Raw genomic sequence first — 21769 nt, 5'->3', positions numbered from 1 at the left:
GACAATGATATATTAAAAAGGCTTCGAGAATTTTCGAAGCCTTTTTTTATTATAAACTAATCCTCAAAAGTTAAAAGCGAATGCTGACTAGCCGTATGTATATCCCTCCAAACCCTATTAATTTCTGATTCTTTTTTTGCAGCTTCCAATCCGCAATAGGGATAAAGTGTATCCGTAATTCTTCTACTGGTATGAGCTAGTTTTCTACTTGCTAGGCTCACATTTTTTAGCAAATTTTCGTCAATAGATTTTTTATTCATCAAGCTTATCCAAGATAAATCGAAAGCTTCATAAAATTCATTTCGAGTTTGCTCAAATTCAGTTTTGCAGCGTTTAAATTCTGAATCAAAATAAAGGAGTTGACTTTCCTTGTAACGCTTTATACCAGTTCTGCCATAAAATAATTCTTCCGTTAGTTGCAAAAAATGTTTAGCCATACCTGCGCTATTTACAGTTAAAGTTGTTTCTGCCAATTGCAAAAATGGATAATCGAACCCAGGGATATCAACCTTTATATCCTTGTTAATTTGAAAGGTTCTGTTTAATGGCACTTGTAAATCCTTAGCTTCAAATGCGTGACTGCCTGTAGCGATTAAACCAAAATAAGACCAGCCTGGTAAAATGGTTATTTCATCCTTAAATAAAATGAAAGATTTTATGACTTGTTCTCCCTCCTCTGATAAAATAGGAGAACCATCTTCATTTTGCAAATTACAGTTTGCCGTAAATATAGTGGCATGTAATGCTCCACTAGCATAGTTCCAATGACCATTTACTACATAACCATTTTCAGTTTTAAATGCTGTTCCTCCTACTGCTCCACTGCCAGCAAAACAAACTTCCCTGTTTGCAAAAACTTCTTTGGCCAATGCTGGATCTAAAAAACCTGCAAACCAACCAGCACCGCTACAAAGTGTTACTGTCCATCCTAAACTGCCATCTAGATAGGCTAGTTCTTCTAATAACCTTAATATTTCTGGGAGTATTCTTGCTGGTCCGCCATAAACTTTTGGCACATATAATTTGAACCATTCTTGTTGATAAGCCAATTCTAATATTTCTGGATGTAATTTTCCATATTGTTCTGAAATCGGTGCAAATTCAGACACGATTTTATGCCAAGCATTTTCTTTATTGATTTCCATAATTAGATGGTTTGCATAGTTTGTTGTTGACGATAAATCTTTCTCCAATCCAAGAAACCGAAAATGGCAACAATGAATAAAAACAAGGTTAATAAAGAAAAGAGTTCTAATCCTTTATGCCATAAGAGTGGAATAGCCACTATATTTGATACGTTGAAAAAAATCCAATTTTCTATTTTTCGCCTAGCTAATAACCACATCCCTGCCCAAGCTGTTGACGATACAAATGCATCCAAAATAGGCACATCAGAATTGGTAAAGTTGATAAGTACAAAATACAGCACAAAATAACCACCTATGGCAATGGCAAAAGCTATTTTAAACTCCTGTTTATTCATCCAACTTACAGGTAAAATTTCGTTTTTGTCTTTGCGTTTGGTCCAAATCATCCAACCGTAAAAACTCATCACTAAATAGTACATACTTAATAAACTTTCGGCATACAAGCGTGCTTCTATTTTTAAATAAAGAGATAATAAGATGCCAATAATACCAGCTGGATAAAGTAATATATTATTACGTTTAGCTAATAACACTTCCGTTACACCAAAACCTACTGCAAACCACTCTAAAAAAGAGGTGGCTAAAATTTGGTCGTACAATAGTTCAAACCATTCTTTAAAATTCATCATTTACAATGTTTTTTGCCTGCAAAGACAGTTTAAAAAATAAAATATTAAAAACTGTTGCAGGGGCGAAACAGCATTGTAAAACAACCTCCTTCCTACGCTGGCATTATCCAGATCAGGTACATTTAAGGCAGAGGGCTGGAGGGCTTTTAGGCTAAGGGGTTTAACCTTCTACCTATTTACCTTCTACCTTTTGCCTCAAAATGGGTATAATCTCAGCTAGCTTTTACAATTTGAGTTTGTGCAAAGCCAGCACCCCTTTGAGTGATGCAAATATAGATTTAAAAAGATTAAAACAAAGGGTTATGGTAATTGATAAAATTTTCCCCGCTGATTTTGGGGATTTCGCAGATGAGAAAAATTAATCACATAGACACATAGCTATATTTTCTATGTAACTATATATGGTTTAATTATCTTTTGGATTGGTGAGGACACCAACTAAGGAGCTGAAACTAATTTGCCATTTTAGGTGGATCACCTGTTCCGCCTATCCTATCAAATTTTAGATAACCTAACTGATAATCTTTACTAACTACTATGGATACATCGCCTTCGATGTGGTTAGTTTTTGCATAAAAGACATACTTATACACATAGTCTTTATAAGAGATAAACCTGATAGACTTTAACTTTCCCATCATACCGTAAGCCCTTTTCATTTGCTCCGTAACATCTTCTAAGGTAACCCGTTGTTTATATCCCAAAGTATATAAATCATATGCAGATTTATAGTCTTGCTTATTGAAGCTGTCTTTCCACTTATTTAGTACTTCATCAACTTTTTTATCTTGTCCAAAAGATAGAAAACTGACGAAAGACATTAACCATATAATAAATACTTTTTTCATTTCAACTTAAAAAAATCCTAACTGCCCTTTATCATCAATTTTAATATCATCAGGATTGGTGATTTCAAAATCTACTTTTTTAACTGGTTTTGCTTCTTCAGTTGGTTTCTCAACTTTTGGTTCAGTTTTAGTTTCAGGTTTTACTTCCTCCTTAACAGCTGGTTTTGCTTCAACCTTTGGTGACTCTTGCCTTGGTGTTTCCTTAACAACTGGAGTTATTGGCTCAGCTTTGAAAACAGGCTTCCCGATTTTCGGGATTTTGGAAGGCTCAATCTTTTTTGGAGTTTCTTCAACTGGTTTCTCGTGTACAATTTCCGGCAGTTCTACATCCTCAACAATCTCTGGTACAACTTCATCAACAGTAATTTCATTTACCATTTCTACTGCTTCATCTGAAACATCAGTTTGAGTAGAAGTTTCTATAGTATCATCATCTCCTTCAACTGCAATTGGTTCCACATCATCTACAACCATCGGTTCTACCAATTCCATTCCAATTTCTGGTGTGGCATCAACCAAAGTAACTTGTTTAACATCGTGTTGCGAAAGTCTGTTACCATTTGCTTTTAGACCTTTCACATCAATTAAGCCTGCTAAATCCACCACTAAAGTTTCTGGTGTTTTCGATTTACCTTTTTCTACATCAATTTGAACTTTTGCATCTGGTTTACCTGTAATGAAAATCATTTTAGAACCAGGTTCCTCGCTTATAATGCTTACCTCTTTCCCAGCAGGCTGCATTTCAAATACAAATCGTTTTACGAAATAGTTTTTAGCCTTGGTATCAAAATGCACCAATCCGTAAACCTTTTCAGGGTCGTATTTTTGCATCAATACAATTCCTGGGTCAAAGTGATTGCTCAACTCAAATCCAGTTAACTCATACCAACCCGCAGCATTTACTTGCAAAATCTTATCATCGCCATCAAACTCACCAAGGTATTTTCCTCTACCATCAACATTTAAGCGTTTCAGTAATTCATCATACCAAATCTTTAATCCTGATAAGGTAGAAACTCCTTTGCTCTTTAACAGCACTTTTTTAACAGGATATTTCGAAACAATATTACCTTGAGAAGCACGACCTTTTATCGCAGTTTCCGCAAAGTCTAAATCGAATTGTAGCTTCTTTAACTTAGAATGAGGTTTTAATTGTATTGTAATGATCTCTGCTTCACCATTCGGATTAGCCGTAAAATATAAAATCTTAGAACCCTTAGTACCTTTGGTTAAATCGTATTCTTTATCTCGGGTAACCCCTAAAACAGAAAAACGTTTAATGTAATTCGTTCCACTTGCACCATCTCTATAAATCAGGTTATAAACGGTACGCTCATCTCCTTTTTTAAATACCTGAGCGTGGATAATTCCCTTGCCTACAAAAGTTTTATCTGCAACCTTTGTTACAATACATTTTCCATCTTCACGGAAAACAATGATTTCATCAATATCAGAACAATCGGCAACAAATTCATCCTTACGTAAGCCCGTTCCAATAAAACCATCCTCACGATTTACATATAACTTAACATTTGCCAATGCCACTTTACTTGCCTCCACTTTATCAAAAAAGCGGATTTCCGTTTTACGTTCCCTACCCTTGCCGTATTTATCTTTCAGTTTCTGATACCAAGCAATAGCGTAATCAGTTAAGTGACGCAAATGACCTTTAACCACCTTAATTTCATCTTCTAAAGCTTTCATTTGCTCATCAGCCTTTTTCACATCAAAACGGGTGATGCTACTCATCGGCTTATCGATCAGCTTCTTGAAATCTTCTGGTAAAATCTCTCTGTACAAAGACGGTTTAAATGGGTCGAACAATAAATTCAACACCGTTACCACACCTTCAAAATCAGCTGAATTTTCATATTCAGGGTTTTTGTACATCCCTTCCTGAATAAAAATCTTTAACAACGAACTAAAGAAAATCTTCTCCTGTAACTCGTGCAAACGGATTTCCAATTCTCGCTTTAAGAGAAACTTAGTGTGTTTTGTATTTTGCTCAAGAATATCATTAACCGTTAAAAAATGCGGTTTATCATCCTTAATGATACAAGTATTCGGCGAAATTGAAACCTCGCAAGAAGTAAAGGCATATAAGGCATCGATCGTAACATCTGGAGAAATTCCAGGTGCCAATTGAATAACAATCTCCACATTAGCAGCGGTATTATCTTCAATCTTCTTGATTTTGATTTTACCCTTATCATTCGCCGCTAGAATACTATCGATAACCGAACCCGTTGTCGTGCTATATGGAACTTCGGTTATTACCAAAGTCTTTTTATCTTTCTCTGTAATTTTTGCCCTTACCCTAATTCTACCACCACGCATTCCCTCGTTGTAGTTAGAAAAATCGGCCATTCCTCCTGTAAAGAAATCTGGCAAAATATTACTTCTATTTCCTCTTAAAATTTCTATAGAAGCATCTAAAAGCTCCACAAAATTGTGAGGCATTACTTTAGTTGCTAAACCTACTGCAATTCCCTCCGCTCCCTGCGCCAATAACAATGGAAACTTAACAGGCAAAGTTACTGGTTCGCTATTTCTACCATCGTAACTTAACTGCCAAATGGTTGTATCTGCGTTAAAAACAACATCATTGGCAAATTTCGATAAACGAGCTTCAATGTAACGAGGTGCCGCAGCGCTATCTCCAGTAATCGGGTCGCCCCAGTTACCCTGACAATCGATTAGTAAATCTTTCTGACCAATTTGAACCATCGCATCGCCAATGGAGGCATCGCCATGCGGATGGTATTTCATCGTATTCCCAATTACGTTCGCCGCTTTGTTAAAACGTCCATCGTCCATTTCCTTAAGCGAGTGCATGATACGGCGCTGCACGGGTTTTAAACCATCGTGAATGTGCGGTACTGCCCTATCCAGAATTACATAAGAAGCATAATCGAGAAACCAGTTTTCATAAAGTCCGTTAATGGGTATAACTGAATGTTTAATCTCCGGATTATCCGGCAAGGCATCTTCGTTTAAATTTTGGTCTAATTCTTCACTCATTCGCTATAAAAGTATTTGGGATGCGTAAATATAACGCTTGCAATTATAATTTTCGAGAGAAGTTTTTAACAGACTGTGAAGAGCGTATTGAGTAGAGCGTATTGCGTATTGAGAATAACAACAAAGAACAATAATCATCTTAAAAACTTAGGTCTCCTTAGGTTTCTTAGGTGGTAAAAAACAAGGCTTATATTGTCTTATATTCCTTAAATGGTTAAAAATTAGAAAAGCGAAAACAGTAGTGCTTAGCAATGTTAGTCCCGCTATTCGTTTCAATTTTTGTGTTTCGACTACGCTCAACATGACAAAAATTTACACTGCTATCGGGTTTATTTAACAAAAGATGGTGCAACTATTTGAGGTTGCAAAGTTTTCCAGTAAATTGCTTGCTTTGTAGGAAAACCAAGAAGACAATGTCTGTTAAAAGAACTAAATACCTAAAAAAATATAAGGAAATTGATGCGCCAGGTTTAGATGCCATTAACGAACGTGAGTTAGAAATTTATGGCAATCAGGAAGCTACACACATTGCTACAGCCATACCTTATGAGATGGGTGGAAAAGACCCACTTTGGGCAGTTGAATATTTCAAAAGCGAAGAGCAAGCTACTCACTTACATTATGTTACCTTAGGTTATACCAATTTATTTTACGATGCAGAATGTGCAGATGATAAGGTAAATGGTTTTGGTTTTGAAATTACTTTTAGACATTTACCAATTGCAGGCGACCCAGAAAAACCGCTTTGGGCTGCTGCTTTTTTACAAAATATTGCAAAGTATGTTTGGAAATACCAAAACGGTTTTGATGAATACCATTACATGTCGGCTGGCGGTCCGTTTAGACCAAAGACAGCATCAACTATTACCGCTTTTGTGTTCTCCATCGACTCAGAATTTGAAGAATTAGACACACCACATGGTCATTTAAAATTCTTGCAATTATTCGGTATCACCACTCAAGAATATCAAGACATCGAAGACAAAAAATACACCGCAAAAGTATTGGTAGAGAAACATAAAAAAACTAATCCGCTGTTGATTACAGATTTGTTTAGGAAGGGGTAAAGTGAAGAACGTTTTTGTAAACGTTTTTACACGATATTGGCGTAATTGCAAATATCCCTTACAACTATCAAATAGCATCTTTATTAAAATAAGTTGCATCCTACAAGGAGTTGGGAGTAATTTATAAGTGCAATATTGGTTCAAATTTTAGAAAACAAATGGTATTAAATTCAAATTCTTATTTAGGCACAATATTATTTTCATTTTTTGGATGTATTTTAGCCATCTCTTGGATAATAATCTTTACTATTTTTGTAATCATTGGAAATAATTTTAATATTTTAAGCCTTGGTTTACTTCCAATTCTAATTATACCTTTTTGGATATTCTTTATTATTCAAAATTCTTTAAACAAACTAAAATTCACAAAGAATGGAGTTACAGTCTACAAAATACTAATATTTAAATACAAAAATATTGATTGGACAGGATTAGATTATTGTTTTAATACAATTGAAAGTGGAAAAAATGGGAGTTGTAAAGTAATATATTTAGTAAAAAATAAAATCCTAGTTTTAAGAATATCCGAAAGTAATTATAAAAATTTTAATGACATCAATGATTATATTTCCTCTAATATTGAAAACAGGGGTTTTACAGAACTTAATTTTTTTGAATCTTTTAAATATTTTACAAAAGGAAAAATTTACAAACTGCCTTAAAAAAATAAGTTTAAAAGCGGCGCTATTCAGATTTGCGCTCTGAAATTCTCATAGGATTTTTAATCCTTCGCTATTCCAGATTTGCAATCTGGAATCCCTATCAACGGATTTATAATCCGTATTAATACATTTGATAAATCAGTTTACTCTTTCTCAATTTCAAATTACATTTCACTTAAAGCTATTCCAGATTACTACCTAGGATTTGCAATCCCTATTAAATATATTTGATAATGGGATTTGCCTACAACATAAAAGACCAAAGCGCTGTTCACTTTGTGACCTTTACTGTGCATCAATGGGCAGATGTATTCACTCGTGCAACCTATGTTAACATTTTAATAGAGAGCCTACAATTTTGTCAGCAAGAAAAAGGATTAGAAATATACGCCTGGGTAATTATGAATAATCATTGCCACTTAATTATTAGCGCAAAAAATAATAACCTAAGTGATATAATAAGAGATTTTAAAAAATTTACTTCGAAATCAATATATAGGGCAATTGAAGAAAACCCTAAGGAAAGCCGAAAACAATGGTTGTTAAAAGTATTAAAATACGATGATAAGATTTGGTTTTGGGAAGAGGGTTATCATGGTGAAGAAATATTTACTCAAGAATTTTTCGATTCCAAGTTGTCCTATATTCACTTGAACCCTGTTAGAGCAGAAATCATTGAAAAAGAAGAAGAATACCTAAACAGTAGTGCTGGAGATTTTTACGGAATAAGAAAAGGGAAGTTGATTTTAAGTGAGTTTTAAGAACGGATTAAAAATCCTATGATACGGCTTCGTGATTGCAAATCACGAAGAGCTTTAAAACTAAGAGGTATAAGAGTTTAAACTTTTATTTAGGAATTGCAATATATCTGCAACCTTAATTGATACACAGAGAGATGAATAATAGTTTTTATAAAAAAATACTACTAATTGTGTTTTGGACTGCTGTCTTGATGGTTTCGTTTTATTTTTATTTCTATAGTGTATTGCCATACTTTAAAGGAACGCTCGGTCCTAGGCAAGAAGGTGAAAAATGGTGGCTTATTGTACATTTTTCTGGAGCCATTTGTACGCTGGTTTTAGGACCCCTTCAATTTTGGTCATATTTTAGAAACCATTTCAAGCATTGGCACCGATTAGCTGGAAAATTCTATATTGGAGGTTCCTTTGTCTCAGCTTTGATGGTTTTTTATTTGCTTTCAAATTATCCTTTACCTGGTTCAGTACCTTCCCTTGGTCTACTTGCTATTATTTGGCTTTTTACTACCATTATAGCATTTTGATTTGCCGTGAAGAAAAATTTTAAGCTTCATAAGCAGTTTATGATACGTTCTTATGTTTGTGGACTAGCCTTTGTATTTATTAGACTTCTTCCTATTATCAATGATTATACAGGCTTGTTCAATTTTATTAAAAATGAAGAAGTTCAATTTACCGTGTATGAGTGGATATGTTGGGTTTATCCGCTTATGCTAACAGAATTCATTTTAATATGGTGGCCCTCAGTTTTAAAGATTAAGGCTTTAAAGTAAATTTGTTTTAATCTCGCTATACCAAATTTGCTCGCTATTCCAGATTTGCAATCTGGAATTCCTATCCTAGGATTTGCAATCCCTATTAAATATATTTGATAAAGGGATTTAAATTCTAAACCTATGAAAATTCAATGCACCGACAAAAAGACCTTTGAGCTTACTGATGGCTCAGAAAAACTAGGCCATATCACTTACGATGGTTTGTTTTCTTACAGCGCTAATGCTGTAATAGGTAAGGATAATTATAAAATCACTCCGAAAGGAATTTTTAGCTCCACAATTTCTGTAACGAAAGATGAGATAGAGGTTGCCAATTTGCAAATGAATTGGAAAGGGCACATCATCATCACATTTCCAAATGGAAAAAATTTCATATTAAAAACAACCGGTACATTCCAAAGCAAATACGTTCTTGAAGACGAAAATCAACAGAAATTAATGCTACTAAACCCAGATTTTAATTGGTCGAAATTCAGTTATAACTACGACATTTCTTTCGACCATAAGCCAAAAGACATATTATTGATTTTACTCACAACTTATGCTGCTAATTACTTTATAGCTGCAATGTCAGGAGAAATGTAGTTGGTGCTATTCCAGATTTGCAATCTGGAATTCCTATCAAAGGATTTATAATCCTTCTTCGTTACTACTCGTGCTATTCCAGATTTGCAATCTGGAATTACTATCAAAGGATTTATAATCCTTCTTCGTTACTACTTTTACGAACACAAATCACTAATGACATCATAGGATTTGCAATCTCTATTAAATATATTTGATAATGGGTTTTGCCTACAATATTAAAGACCAAAGCACTGTTTTAAGAACGGTTTAAAAATCCTATGATATGGCTTCGTGATTACAAATCACGAAGAGCGCATCTGGAGAAATATAGTTCTTGGAAAGATTAATAAAGAAGCATACTATCAAGACATCATAACTAGACTATGAATACAGAACTTTGGGATAAAATTGTACAGTTTGACTTTGATAATCCGCCAAGTGAATATGGCTTTTCTACTAGACTCGCTAATGAAAACTACTGGACAAAAGACTTTACCGAAAAAGCCATTTTAGAATATAAGAAGTTCATGTATTTAGCTGCTACTTCTGAATTTATGGTTTCTCCTTCAGAGACAATTGACATCGTTTGGCATCAGCATTTAATTTTCACTCAATCTTATCAAGAATTTTGTGATTTAATAGGCAAGCAAATTCAACATATCCCCTCTACTCACAACAAAGAAGATTTTTCAAAATTTAAACAAGCAAAAGAAAGAACAATCAAGTTTTATGAAAATACTTTCGGAACTCAACCCAGTGACATTTGGGAGTTTGAAGGGATGTATGAAAGTTTAAATCTCAATAAAGCCAAACTTAAACTAAGAACATTTATTATAATTGGTATTTTATCTGTTATCATTTTGATAGCGCCCTTCTATCTTTTACTAAAACCAATTTATATCACAATAGACAATCCTGATTTTCTTCTATATTTCATTGGCTTGGTGGTTATATCTGTGATAATTCTTGAAATATACAATAAAGATAAACTTAAAATTATTACAAGGTCGTTTGATAAAAATTCATTTATCTATTCCCTTCAACCTTTTGAATTGGTTTATCTTCAAACTCAACAACTTTCTAAAGTTATCAATGGAGCGGTAAATGAATTGATTGATGACGAAACCATAAAAGTAAATACAGACAACACAGTTAAACTTGTTATTAGAGGCGAAACTAAATCTTCAGAACAACTTCAAGTAGCCACAACTTTAAGTGAAATTGGAAAAACTGCTTACCCAATACTTTTAACACATTTACTTAGAAAACCAATTTTTTGGAACATTGTTAATGCTATGGAAGCATTCAAGAAATACTTTATTAAATCTAAAAAGTTTAGTCAGCTATTTTATTTAAACTTTGGCATACTTTCCACTCTTTTAATGTTAGGTTCTATAAGACTGATAACTGGAATTTTAAGAGAAAAACCTATAATCCATATTGGAATCGTTGTTATCATCTTAACAATTATTATCATTTACTATCTCAATAGACTAACAAACATGATTTGCATGCATACAATTCCTAACTTGTATAAAACCCATATTTTACCAGCAAAAGATATTGAAAATGATTGGCAGTGGAATTACTTCCTATTTGGGTCGGCTGTTTTAACAACCACTTTTATCCCTCTTGTTAATTATGCAGATCGAAACAATAATGATGGAGGAAGTAGTTGTGGAAGCTCATCTAGTTCATCTTGTGGAAGTTCATGCAGTAGTTGTGGTGGCTGTGGGGGCGATTAAAAAATTTAATCATTTCTTATCATACATCAAATCTTTGTTAATCTTTGAAAGCTACTTTTGTAATGTAAACAAGGGAATCATCGTTGTTTGCTAAAATAAAAAACATCAATCATCACTTAAACTTAAAACCATGAGCTCATTAAAATTAAAAGACGGAACAGAAATTTATTACAAAGATTGGGGAACAGGACAACCAATAGTTTTTCATCATGGTTGGCCATTAAGTGGCGATGATTGGGATGCCCAAATGATGTTTTTCTTAAAGGAAGGTTACAGGGTAATAGCTCACGACCGCAGAGGACACGGCAGGTCTACACAAACTGCAACAGGAAATGATATGGATACTTATGCAGCAGACGTTGCCGAATTAGTAGCATTTCTAGATTTAAAAGATGCCATTCATATTGGTCACTCTACTGGCGGTGGCGAAGTAATTCGTTATGTTGCTAAACACGGAAAAGGCAGAGTTGCTAAAGCAGTATTGGTAAGTGCTGTTACACCAATTATGGTACAAAATGATGAAAATCCTGATGGTGTGCCGATGTCTGTCTTTGATGAAATTCGTGAAGGTACAGCAACCAAGCGCCCACAGTTTTTTGCAGATTTTACAGATGCATTTTATGGCTTCAATCGCGAAGGTGCAAAAACTTCTCAAGGCATAAAAGACAACTGGTGGAGACAAGGAATGATGGGCGGAATAAAAGCACATTACGACTGTATTAAAGCTTTCTCTGAAACAGATTTCACTGAAGATTTAAAAAGTGTAGATATTCCAGTTTTAGTATTGCATGGCGAAGACGACCAAATCGTTCCTTTCGAATTAACTGGTGTAAAAGCAGCAAAACTATTGCAAAATGGAAAATTGATTTCTTACCCAGGTTTCCCTCACGGAATGCCAACCACAGAAGCTGAGACTATTAACAAAGACCTTTTAGCTTTTATTAAAGGATAATAGCGTATTGCGTAGAGCGTATTGCGTTAAGCGTATTGAGATCATATAACAAATAAGGAATTAAGAAGAATGAAGTCTTAATTCCTTAATGTTTTTTTATTGGGGTTTTGTCATTCTGAGCCTGCAAAGAATCTATTTAGTTTAATTATTAGATTCCTCCGAAGCCGGCATGACAAAACTATTTTTTTTAGTGTTTTCATCCAGAGCGCAGCGAACCCTTCCTGCTGGACAGGCAGGGTTCTATTTTTGAAGTGATACCCTGACTATCACATTCCTCCAAAGTCGGAAATGATAAATTATTTTTAGTGTTTTGTCCAGAGCGCAGCGAAGGATCTATTTTTAGACTGTTATTCTGACTATTAGATTCCTCCGAAGTCGGAATGACAATATTGATTAATTTCTTATCATACATCAAATATTATAAACCTGCTACACCATAACTTTGTTAAAAATATTTACAGTTATGGAATTAGGTATCGGAATGTTTGGGGATTTGCAAGTAAATGCAAAAGGCGAAGTACAGCCTGCCCAACAAAGATTGCAAGAAATTATCGAAGAAATTAAACTGATGGATGAAGTTGGTTTAGATTTTTATGGCATCGGCGAACACCATCGTCCGGATTATGCAGTTTCTACTCCGGAAATAATTTTAGCAGCAGCTTCTACAGTAACCAAAAATATAAAATTAGGCAGCGCTGTTTCTGTTTTGAGCTCTTCAGACCCTGTTAAGCTATATCAAAGTTTTGCGACCATAGATTTAATTTCAAATGGCAGAGCCGAATTAATGGCTGGTCGTGGTAGTTTTATTGAGTCATTCCCCTTATTTGGTTACAATTTGCAAGATTATGATGAACTCTACGAGGAAAAACTAGAGCTACTTTTAAAAATAAACAAAGAACAAAAGATAAGCTGGAAAGGCAAATTCAGACCAGAGTTAGCCAATCAAGAAATATTGCCTCGTGCGGTAGACAATAACTTAAAGATTTGGGTGGCTATTGGTGGCACGCCAGAATCTGTAGAAAGAGCAGGCAGATTAGGTTTACCTGTAATTTTCGCCATTATTGGTGGTAATCCAGCTAGTTTTAAGCCTTTGTTTGATTATTATAAAAAAGTTTATCAAGCTTATGGTCACGATATGGCTAAGTTTGAAGTAGGCGTTCACATGCATTCTTTCTTTGGAGAAAACAGTGCAGAAACTGCTGAATATTATTACCCATTATACTCTTCACAAATGGATAGGGTTGGTCGCTCTCGTGGATGGCCTCCATATCAAAAAAATCAATTCGATTTTGGGAGAAGTAAAGATGGTGCATTAATCATCGGCGATGCAAACGAAGCAATTGATAAAATCTTAGCAATGGAAGCTATGTTTGGCTTAACTCGTTTCTCTGCACATATGGATGTCGGCGGACCATCACACTCAGCAATGATGAAATCTATTGAGCTATTCGGAACTAAAATTGCACCGAAAGTAAGGGAAGCGTTGAACCCCTAAATCCCCTGAAGGAGACTTTCCTAAACAGTTTAAACATTAAGGAATTAAGAAGATTTAAGGCTTAATTTCTTAATGTTTTTGCGTTTTGTCATCCTGAGCTTGTCGAAGGACTAATATACATTTGTTGATTATCAAGGTCTTCGACAGGCTCAGACTGACAACAAAATTTTACCATCCCAACCTATCCTCCACAAAAGCAAAAGGCAATAAATTTTTAACGCTTTTTACTTTTAAAATCTGTCCATCTATGCAATAGAATAGAACTTCAATAGGCGATTTTTGTCTTTTCTCTACTTCAATCATCACTTGCAAACAGCCACCACAAGAAGTAACTGGATTTACAATTTTAAAAACATCGGTCTGTGCAGTTATGGCCATTGTTTTGATAACAGCATTTGGATAGTTAGACCCAATATTAAATAAAGCAACTCGTTCCGCACAAAGTCCTGATGGATAAGCTACATTTTCTTGATTACTTCCTAAAACAACCTGCTCATCGGCTAACAAAATTGCTGTTCCTACTTTAAATTTAGAATATGGAGAAAACGATGAAGCTAATGCATCTTTCGCTTTTAAACATAGTATTTTATCGGTTGCTGAAAGGTCTTCTATACCGTCGAAAGTTTCGTAGCTAATTGTAAAATTCTGTGCGCTCATAGATTATGTTCCACAAATTATTTGCGGGATATAAACCTAAGCTATTTTTTCTTTAAATTCTAAAGAACTTTTCTATTCGCAATTTGTTTAAAATACATAGTGTTAATGGCACAGTATTAGTATTAAACATTTTATCATCTCAAATTTATCTCGCTTGAAGAAGTATTTACGCAAAGGCTTAAAAATTTTCCTATGGGTTATTGCTAGCATTATTTTGCTTGTGGTGCTTATTGCGCTTTCTTTAAATATTCCTGCGGTACAGAATTTTGTAAAGGATAAAGCCATCACCTACATCAAAAACAAGACTAAAACCGAAGTTAGGTTAGAAAGTATAAAAATTGCCTTACCAAAAGATGTAGTGCTTAACAAGTTTTATATAGAAGACCGCAAAGGCGATACGTTATTATATGCTGAGAAATTGCAGGTCGATATTAGCTTATTCAAGCTTCTAAAAAACACTGTTGAAATTAACAACATTGAACTAAAAAACATACGGGCTAACGTAAAACGAATAAATCCAGATACTACCTTTAATTTTTCTTTTTTGGTTGATGCTTTTATGATCGAGGAGAAAAAAGACCCCGCAAAAGACACTACCTCTGCCCCACTTAAATTTAGAATTGATAAAGTTTTATTTACAGACATAGGCATTACCTATCGAGATGATGTAGCAGGAAATGATGTAAAATTATATCTGGGCGAGTTTAAAACCAAGATTAAAGACTTCGACTTAGCGAAACAGAATTACGTTATAAAATCGTTAAGCCTAAAAAATACCACGCTAAATTATTTACAGCAAAAGCCTTTAACACAATTGGTGCAACATTTAACCAACAGTGTTGATAGCGCCCAAAAAGAAACAGGAAAATTACCGACCATAACTGTCGAAGATTTTGCTTTTAATAATGTGAACATCAATTACGATGACCAATTATCTACCACTAAAGCCATAGCCAACATTAACGATTTGGGGTTGGTAAATTTGAAGGTAGATTTAACAAATGGGAAATATAATGCTGATGAAGCAAGGCTAAACAAATCTAAAATCTTATTCGCTTTTAAACCTGCACCAAGTAATAATTTAAACAAGGTAAAAGATACAGTTTTAGTAGAACAATCGCCATTGGCTTTATTTTTAAAAAAGGTAGATTTTAACGATAACAGTTTACAGTTTGATAATTTAGGTGCAAAACCAACCAAGGGTTTAGACTTTAACCACCTAAATATTACCAATTTAAACTTAGGGGCCGGCGATTTAAACTTCGCCAATGGAGGCATTACTGTTAAAGTAAATAATGGTTCGTTAAAAGATAAAAGTGGATTTGTTTTAAATGAACTACGAGGTGATGCAACTTATACAGACAAGCAAATCAAACTAGCTAATTTCATTTTAAGAACACCAAATACAAGCATTAATAATGCAACAGAGTTGAATTTTACTTCGTTGGAGGATTTGACCAAACATCCCGAAAGAGTTCAAATGATCTTGAACTTTAAAAACACCATCATCGGTTTAAAAGATGCTGCCTTTTTTAGCAATGCGATACCTGCAAATTACAGGAATGAAAAAATTAAGGTAAACGCTAATGTAAATGGCTATTTAAACAATTTAAATATTACTCAATTACAGATTTCTGGATTGAAGAATACACAAATTGATATTAGCGGAAGAGCAAAAGGATTGCCTGATATCAACAAAACCTATCTAGATTTAAACATCAAAAAACTACATCTTAGCAAAGCTGATATATTGGTAGTTGTACCTAAAAAATCACTTCCTCCCACTATTGAGTTACCAAATATGGTAGATGCGAGAGGAAATTTTAAAGGTTCGATGACTGATTTCAATACCAATCTAAATATTCAGACAGATATGGGTGGCGCTGTAATTGTTGCGAATATGAAAGGTCCGAAAGGGAAGGAACGTTACCAAGCTAATATCATTTTAAACAATTTCAATGTTGGCAGATTATTAAAGCAACAAGCTACTTTAGGTAGAATTACCGCAAAAGCTAATGTTTCGGGAACAGGTTTAGACCCAAAAACAATCAATGCGAAATTTAATGCTACCGTTTTAAGCGCAACTTATAACAAATACAATTACCGCAATTTGAAGCTAAACGGAACTTATGCTAACCAGTTGGTAAATGTTAAGGGAAGTATGCCAGATAGTAATGCGAACTTCAATTTAGATGCACAAATTAACTTAGCAGGAAAATACCCATCCATTAAGGGTGATGTTAACCTAAAACAAGTTGACTTACAAAAATTAAACTTTAGTACAACAGAATTTAAGGTTGCAGGTAATATCAAAGCAAATATCAGCACTGCTGATGTAGATTATTTAAACGGTGATGTTTTTGCAACTGGTTTACAAATTGTAAAAGAAGGAAGAAGATTTAATGTTGATACAGTTGAAATCAATGCAGTTTCTACAGCAACGTCCAATAGCTTGATTTTAAAATCTGAATTATTAAGTGCAAAAATTGATGGAAAATATCAGTTAAGTAAAATTGGAAATGCAGTCATTAACCAAATCAATAAATACTATCAGTTTGGTGAAGTGGTTGCTATCCCAGACCAGCGTTTCAGATTCGATATCAATATTTATAATCCTAAGTTCTTAAAAGATTTTGTGCCTGAGTTAACCACTTTTGTCCCATCAAGAATTAATGGATTAATTGATACACAGAAAGATAGTCTGTTAATGAATGCCTCTTTCCCGAAAGTAGTTTATGGAGATTATAATGTGGATAGTCTCCGCCTTGCGGTAAATAATAGCAACCAAAAGTTAAACTATAATTTAACTATCAAAAGTATTCTAAGTCCATCGATTGTATTATTCAACTCCGAAATTTCTGGAAATGCAGCGAATAATCAGTTAGACTTAAACATCTTCCTTCGAGATAGGCAAAGAAAAGATAAGTACGTAATTGGAGGGATTTTCAAATCGTTCAACAAGGATTTCAGGTTTAACCTCGACCCAAATAAGCTATTGTTAGATTATCAAAAATGGACCATCTCTCCAGAAAACTATATTCAGTTTGGTCAATCAGGTATATTGGCCAATCAGTTTAATTTAAGTCAAGGCTCACAATTATTGAGCATTAATAGCATTAGCAATGTTCCAAATTCTCCACTACGTGCAGAGTTTAAAAATTTTGAAATAGAAACGATTACCAAGTTTGCAGAAACTGACACAGCTATGGTTGGTGGAACAATTAACGGTATGGTTGATGTGAAAGACTTGGTTTCTAATCCTAAGTTCGAGGCTAATTTGAACGTAAGCAAATTACGCTATCAAAAGGATGAACTTGGTGATTTAAGCTTACTGGTAAATAACAATACCGCCAATGCTTTTCAAGTAGATGCCAAATTAAAAGGAGTACACGAATTACGAGCAAGTGGTTTCTATTATACAGCCCCTCAAAGTGCATTAGATTTAGCCGTTAACATTGATAAGATAGATTTAAAAGAAATAGAAAGTGTAAGTCTTGGACAAATTAGGCAAGGAAAAGGAACCGTAACTGGTCAGTTCTCTGTAAAAGGAGAGTTAACAGCTCCTAAAATCTTAGGTTCGTTGAAATTTAACGATGCTGGATTTAATGTTGCCTACATTAATTCATATTTCACAATGCCTACACAAGAAATAGCATTTACGAATGAAGGTATTAGATTTGATGATTTTACACTGGTTGATTCATTAGGCAAAAAAGCAATTATAGATGGCAATATCTACACTACAGATTTTAAAAATGTAAGGTTTGGTCTAGATATTAGAACGGATAATTTTAGGGCAATTAATTCTACTGCAGCGGATAACGACATGATTTACGGCACGGTTTATTTAACCAGTACCATTAAAGTTCGTGGAGATTTAAATCAGCCTGATGTAAACATGAACATCAGGGTAAATAAGGGCACTAAATTCTTTTATGCTTTGCCAATCAACGACCCATCTGTTATAGAACAGGAAGGAATTGTAGAGTTTATTGATGCTGATGCACCACCGTTTAATGGACAGAAACCTCTAAAAGCCGACAGCATTAGTAAATCGCCATTAAAAGGGATGAATTTAGTTGCCACCATAACAATTGACCCAGAAGCAGAACTAAATGTAGTTGTAGACCCACAAAATGGCGATAATTTAAGTATAAAAGGTAATGCCAACTTAAATGCAACAATTGACCCGAGCGGAAAAATAAGCTTAACAGGAAGGTATGAAGTTGAAGAAGGCTCTTATAGTTTAACGGTTGCACCTTTGGGCAAAAGACCATTTAAAATCGTTAAAGGAAGTACTATAATCTGGACAGGAGAACCTACCGCAGCTACCGTTGATTTAACTGCTTTATATGAAGTTAATGCCGCCCCAATTGATTTAATTAATGAACCAGATAATATTCAGGCCAAAACGAAATTACCGTTTCAAGTTTATTTATATATGAAAGAGGAATTATTGAAACCAAAAATTTCTTTTAAAATAGATTTGCCTGAAAATGAGCGAGGTGCTTTATCTGGAACTGTTTATACCAAGTTGCAAAACGTAAATAGAGATGAAAGCGAGTTGAACAAACAAGTTTTCGCCTTGCTGGCCTTAAATAGATTTATAGCGAATAACCCTTTCCAAAGTCTAGCTGGCGGTGGTGGTGGCGCTTCTACATGGGCACGTTCTAGCGTGAGTAAATTATTAACTGAGCAATTGAACAACCTAGCATCTGATTTAATACAAGGTGTAGATTTAAACTTTAATGTAAACTCTTCAGAAGATTATTCTACCGGTTCGTTAGAACAAAAAACTGATTTAGAAGTTGGTCTTTCTAAAAAATTATTAAATGAACGTTTAACAATTACCGTTGGAAGCTCATTCGGTTTAGAAGGCCCTAAAGTTCCTGGACAAAGCTCTTCTAACATAGCGGGAAATTTGAATGTAGAATATGCTTTATCAGCTGATGGAAAATATAGGTTACGTTTTTACAGAAGAAACCAGAATGAAGCTGTAATTGATGGTCAGATAATTGAAACTGGCCTCGGTTTTACCTTGGTAGTAGATTACAATAAGTTTAGAGAAGTTTTCCAATCACGTAAGAAGAAATTAAGAAACCAAATAGAACAGAAACCTAAAGATGAAACAACTAATTAAACCCATAGTATTTTTATTGGCTTGTTTGGTTGTAGCTAGCTGTAGTACAACAAGGCGATTAAAACCTGGACAGTACTTGTACACAGGTGCTGAGATAAACATTAACCCAGATTCAAGTAAAAGAATCGATGACCAAAAAGAGGTTAAAAAGACTCTAGAAAACAAAACCAGACCTCGACCTAACAAATCGCTTTTAGGGATAAAATATAAATTGCTCATTCATAATTTAGCCCCAGACACTGTAAAACCTAAAGGAATTGGCAACTGGCTAAAAAATAAAATTGGCGAACCTCCAGTTTTATTAAGTGAAGTAAAGATTAAATACAATAACGATGTGTTAAAAAGCTATTTAATTAGTCAGGGTTATTTACAAGCCGAGGTTACTGGTGATACCGTAATAAAAGGCAAAAAAGGAAAAGCGATTTATACTACAAATACTGGAATTAGGTATAAAATAAATAGCATTACTTTCCCAAAAGACACTGGGGTTTTAACACATATCATTGACCAAAACAAGGGTAATACATTATTGAAAGTTGGCAATTTTTATGACTTAGATACTTATAAAAATGAGCGAATTAGAATAGATAATGACTTAAAGGAAAATGGATATTTCTATTTCAGTCCTGATTATTTGATTTTACAAGTTGACAGTACAATAGGTAAAAACTTAGTCAACATTAATGTTAATGTTAAAAGAAGTGCACCAGATGCAGGGATAAAACCATATACCATTAACTCAATAAACATTTATCCAAATTACAGCCTTAGAAGAGATAGTCTGTTAAAAACTTTAACTCCTTTAAAGTATAACGATTTTAACATTTACGATAACAGAAATACATTTAAGCCTAAACTATTCGACAGGTTGGTTTTCTTTAAAAAGGGTGAAAATTACAACCGAAAAGACCATAACCAATCTTTAAACAGGATGGTTAATATTGGGGCGTTTAGAGATGTTAGGGCAGAATTTTTACCTATTGATAGTTTTAAAAACAATCAGCTTGATCTAAATATTTACCTCACTCCGCTAAAGAAAAATTCCTTAACATTCTCGGTTAATGGAACAAACAAGTCGAACAATTTTGTAGGTTCTGAAGTAAAACTAACACAAACAACTAGGAATTTATTTAGAGGTGCAGAACAGTTAGATGTAAGTGTGAGTGGCGGATTCGAAACACAGGTAAGCGGGCCTGCAAGAGGACTTGATTCCTACTCATTTACAGCGGAAGGGAAATTAACTTTTCCTCAATTTATCGTTCCTTTCTACAAGCCAAGAGTTACCAATTCTTTCATTCCTAGAACCGTAGCTTCTTTATCTTATCAACTATTAAACAGAGGTTCATTATACAAATTGAATTCTTTTAAAGGAGAATTTGGTTACAACTGGAAAGAGAACTTACATAAAGAGCACAGCTTTAATCCAATATCCATCACTTTAGTTAAACCAACAGAGGGTGATTCCTTAAAATTAGATAGTTTATATAAGGCAACTCCAGGCCTAGAAAATACCTTGCAAGAGCAGTTTATTATAGGAAGCAACTATAGTTTTACGTTCACCAATCAAATGGAAAACCAACGTAGAAACACAACCTATTTTAGAGGAAGTATTGAGACTGGTGGTAATTTATGGGGTCTATTTGTTTCTAAAAATGGAGTTGGCGAAAGAACTTTATTCGGCATTCCGTTAACTCAATTTATTAGGTTTGAAGCTGATTTGCGTAACTATCATAAAGTAAATAGAAACGTAACTTGGGCAAATAGGTTTAATGCAGGTTATGGCTATGCTTATGGAAATAGCACCTCTTTACCATTTGTTAAACAATTTTTTGCTGGCGGAAGTAATGACATTAGGGCTTTTAGAGCAAGATCTTTAGGTCCTGGAACTTATCAAGTAAATTTAAATGACCAATTTGCAGACCAAGGTGGTGATATTAAATTAATGCTGAATACTGAATTGAGGTTTAAAATTGCAGGACCTTTACAAGGTGCACTATTTGTTGATGCAGGAAACATCTGGTTAAGAAAAGAAGATTTAGGTAAACCAACCATTCCAAATAGCGGCAGACCAGGTTCTGGCTTTAAATTAAGTAATGCGTTAAATGAATTAGCCGTAGGTACCGGTGCAGGGTTAAGAATAGATGCCCAGATTTTTGTAATTAGGTTAGACGGTGCATTTCCAATCAGAAAACCTTATCTTCCTAGTGGTCAACGTTGGGTATTAAACGATGTAGATTTTGGCAGCAAGACTTGGCGTAAAGAGAATTTTATTTTAAACATCGGCATCGGTTATCCGTTTTAACA

At 34.2% G+C, this 21769-nt stretch carries 14 protein-coding genes and 1 pseudogene; 10 read left to right on the top strand and 5 right to left on the bottom strand.

Translation table 11 applies throughout. From position 1 onward, the window contains the following. Window positions 1-56 precede the first annotated feature (56 nt). From R2Q59_RS00590 to R2Q59_RS00575, 4 genes are all read right to left on the bottom strand, one after another. Window positions 57-1145: an acyl-CoA dehydrogenase gene (locus tag R2Q59_RS00590; protein WP_316782673.1), complete on the bottom strand. Its 1089-nt coding sequence runs from the start codon at window positions 1143-1145 to the stop codon at window positions 57-59. A gap of 2 nt (window positions 1146-1147) precedes the next feature. Continuing rightward, entirely contained in the window at window positions 1148-1777 is a 630-nt protein-coding gene (pnuC, locus tag R2Q59_RS00585; RefSeq protein WP_316782670.1) for a nicotinamide riboside transporter PnuC, read from the bottom strand. Between the two features lie 452 nt (window positions 1778-2229). Further along, complete coding sequence (locus tag R2Q59_RS00580; protein ID WP_316782667.1) at window positions 2230-2598, bottom strand: hypothetical protein; 369 nt, start codon at window positions 2596-2598, stop codon at window positions 2230-2232. Between the two features lie 33 nt (window positions 2599-2631). Beyond that, window positions 2632-5646 (bottom strand): DNA gyrase/topoisomerase IV subunit A, encoded by a 3015-nt coding sequence (locus tag R2Q59_RS00575; RefSeq protein ID WP_316782664.1) that lies wholly within the window; start codon window positions 5644-5646, stop codon window positions 2632-2634. Between the two features lie 413 nt (window positions 5647-6059). On the opposite strand from R2Q59_RS00575, the gene R2Q59_RS00570 reads away from it, so the two are divergent. From R2Q59_RS00570 to R2Q59_RS00540, 8 genes and pseudogenes are all read left to right on the top strand, one after another. Further along, window positions 6060-6713, top strand: a complete 654-nt coding sequence (locus R2Q59_RS00570) for a suppressor of fused domain protein (protein WP_316782661.1) — start codon at window positions 6060-6062, stop codon at window positions 6711-6713. A gap of 158 nt (window positions 6714-6871) precedes the next feature. Further along, the gene (locus R2Q59_RS00565) at window positions 6872-7375 is read left to right on the top strand and encodes a hypothetical protein (protein ID WP_316782659.1); all 504 of its coding nucleotides are present in this window, start codon (window positions 6872-6874) and stop codon (window positions 7373-7375) included. 233 nt (window positions 7376-7608) lie between these two features. Further along, entirely contained in the window at window positions 7609-8136 is a 528-nt protein-coding gene (locus tag R2Q59_RS00560) for an REP-associated tyrosine transposase (protein ID WP_316782656.1), read from the top strand. 134 nt (window positions 8137-8270) lie between these two features. Next, window positions 8271-8906: pseudogene (locus R2Q59_RS20575) on the top strand (DUF2306 domain-containing protein). Window positions 8907-9029: 123 nt separating this feature from the next. Continuing rightward, a complete protein-coding gene (locus R2Q59_RS00555) occupies window positions 9030-9494 on the top strand; it encodes a hypothetical protein (RefSeq protein ID WP_316772997.1) in 465 nt (154 codons plus the stop codon). Window positions 9495-9859: 365 nt separating this feature from the next. Then, window positions 9860-11221 carry a hypothetical protein gene (locus tag R2Q59_RS00550; protein ID WP_316782653.1) on the top strand — a complete coding sequence of 454 codons (1362 nt, stop codon included), beginning with the start codon at window positions 9860-9862 and terminating at the stop codon, window positions 11219-11221. Between the two features lie 130 nt (window positions 11222-11351). After that, complete coding sequence (locus tag R2Q59_RS00545; protein ID WP_316772992.1) at window positions 11352-12173, top strand: alpha/beta hydrolase; 822 nt, start codon at window positions 11352-11354, stop codon at window positions 12171-12173. A 463-nt stretch (window positions 12174-12636) separates the two neighbouring features. Further along, window positions 12637-13668 (top strand): LLM class flavin-dependent oxidoreductase, encoded by a 1032-nt coding sequence (locus R2Q59_RS00540; protein WP_316782649.1) that lies wholly within the window; start codon window positions 12637-12639, stop codon window positions 13666-13668. A 168-nt stretch (window positions 13669-13836) separates the two neighbouring features. On the opposite strand, the gene R2Q59_RS00535 is transcribed toward R2Q59_RS00540, so the two are convergent. After that, window positions 13837-14325, bottom strand: coding sequence for a cytidine deaminase (locus tag R2Q59_RS00535; protein ID WP_316782646.1), 489 nt, complete (start codon window positions 14323-14325; stop codon window positions 13837-13839). 154 nt (window positions 14326-14479) lie between these two features. Between R2Q59_RS00535 and R2Q59_RS00530 the strand changes: the two genes are divergently transcribed. Continuing rightward, window positions 14480-19465: a translocation/assembly module TamB domain-containing protein gene (locus R2Q59_RS00530; protein WP_316782643.1), complete on the top strand. Its 4986-nt coding sequence runs from the start codon at window positions 14480-14482 to the stop codon at window positions 19463-19465. After that, a complete protein-coding gene (locus R2Q59_RS00525) occupies window positions 19449-21767 on the top strand; it encodes a BamA/TamA family outer membrane protein (protein WP_316782641.1) in 2319 nt (772 codons plus the stop codon). The genes R2Q59_RS00530 and R2Q59_RS00525 overlap by 17 nt, the downstream gene beginning before the upstream one ends. Window positions 21768-21769: the final 2 nt, after the last annotated feature.

The sequence above is a fragment of the Pedobacter frigiditerrae genome (assembly GCF_032678705.1).
GTDB lineage: Bacteria > Bacteroidota > Bacteroidia > Sphingobacteriales > Sphingobacteriaceae > Pedobacter > Pedobacter frigiditerrae_A.
The sequence above is the reverse complement of the archived record's forward strand: the minus strand, read 5'-3'. Positions and strand labels throughout refer to the sequence as shown.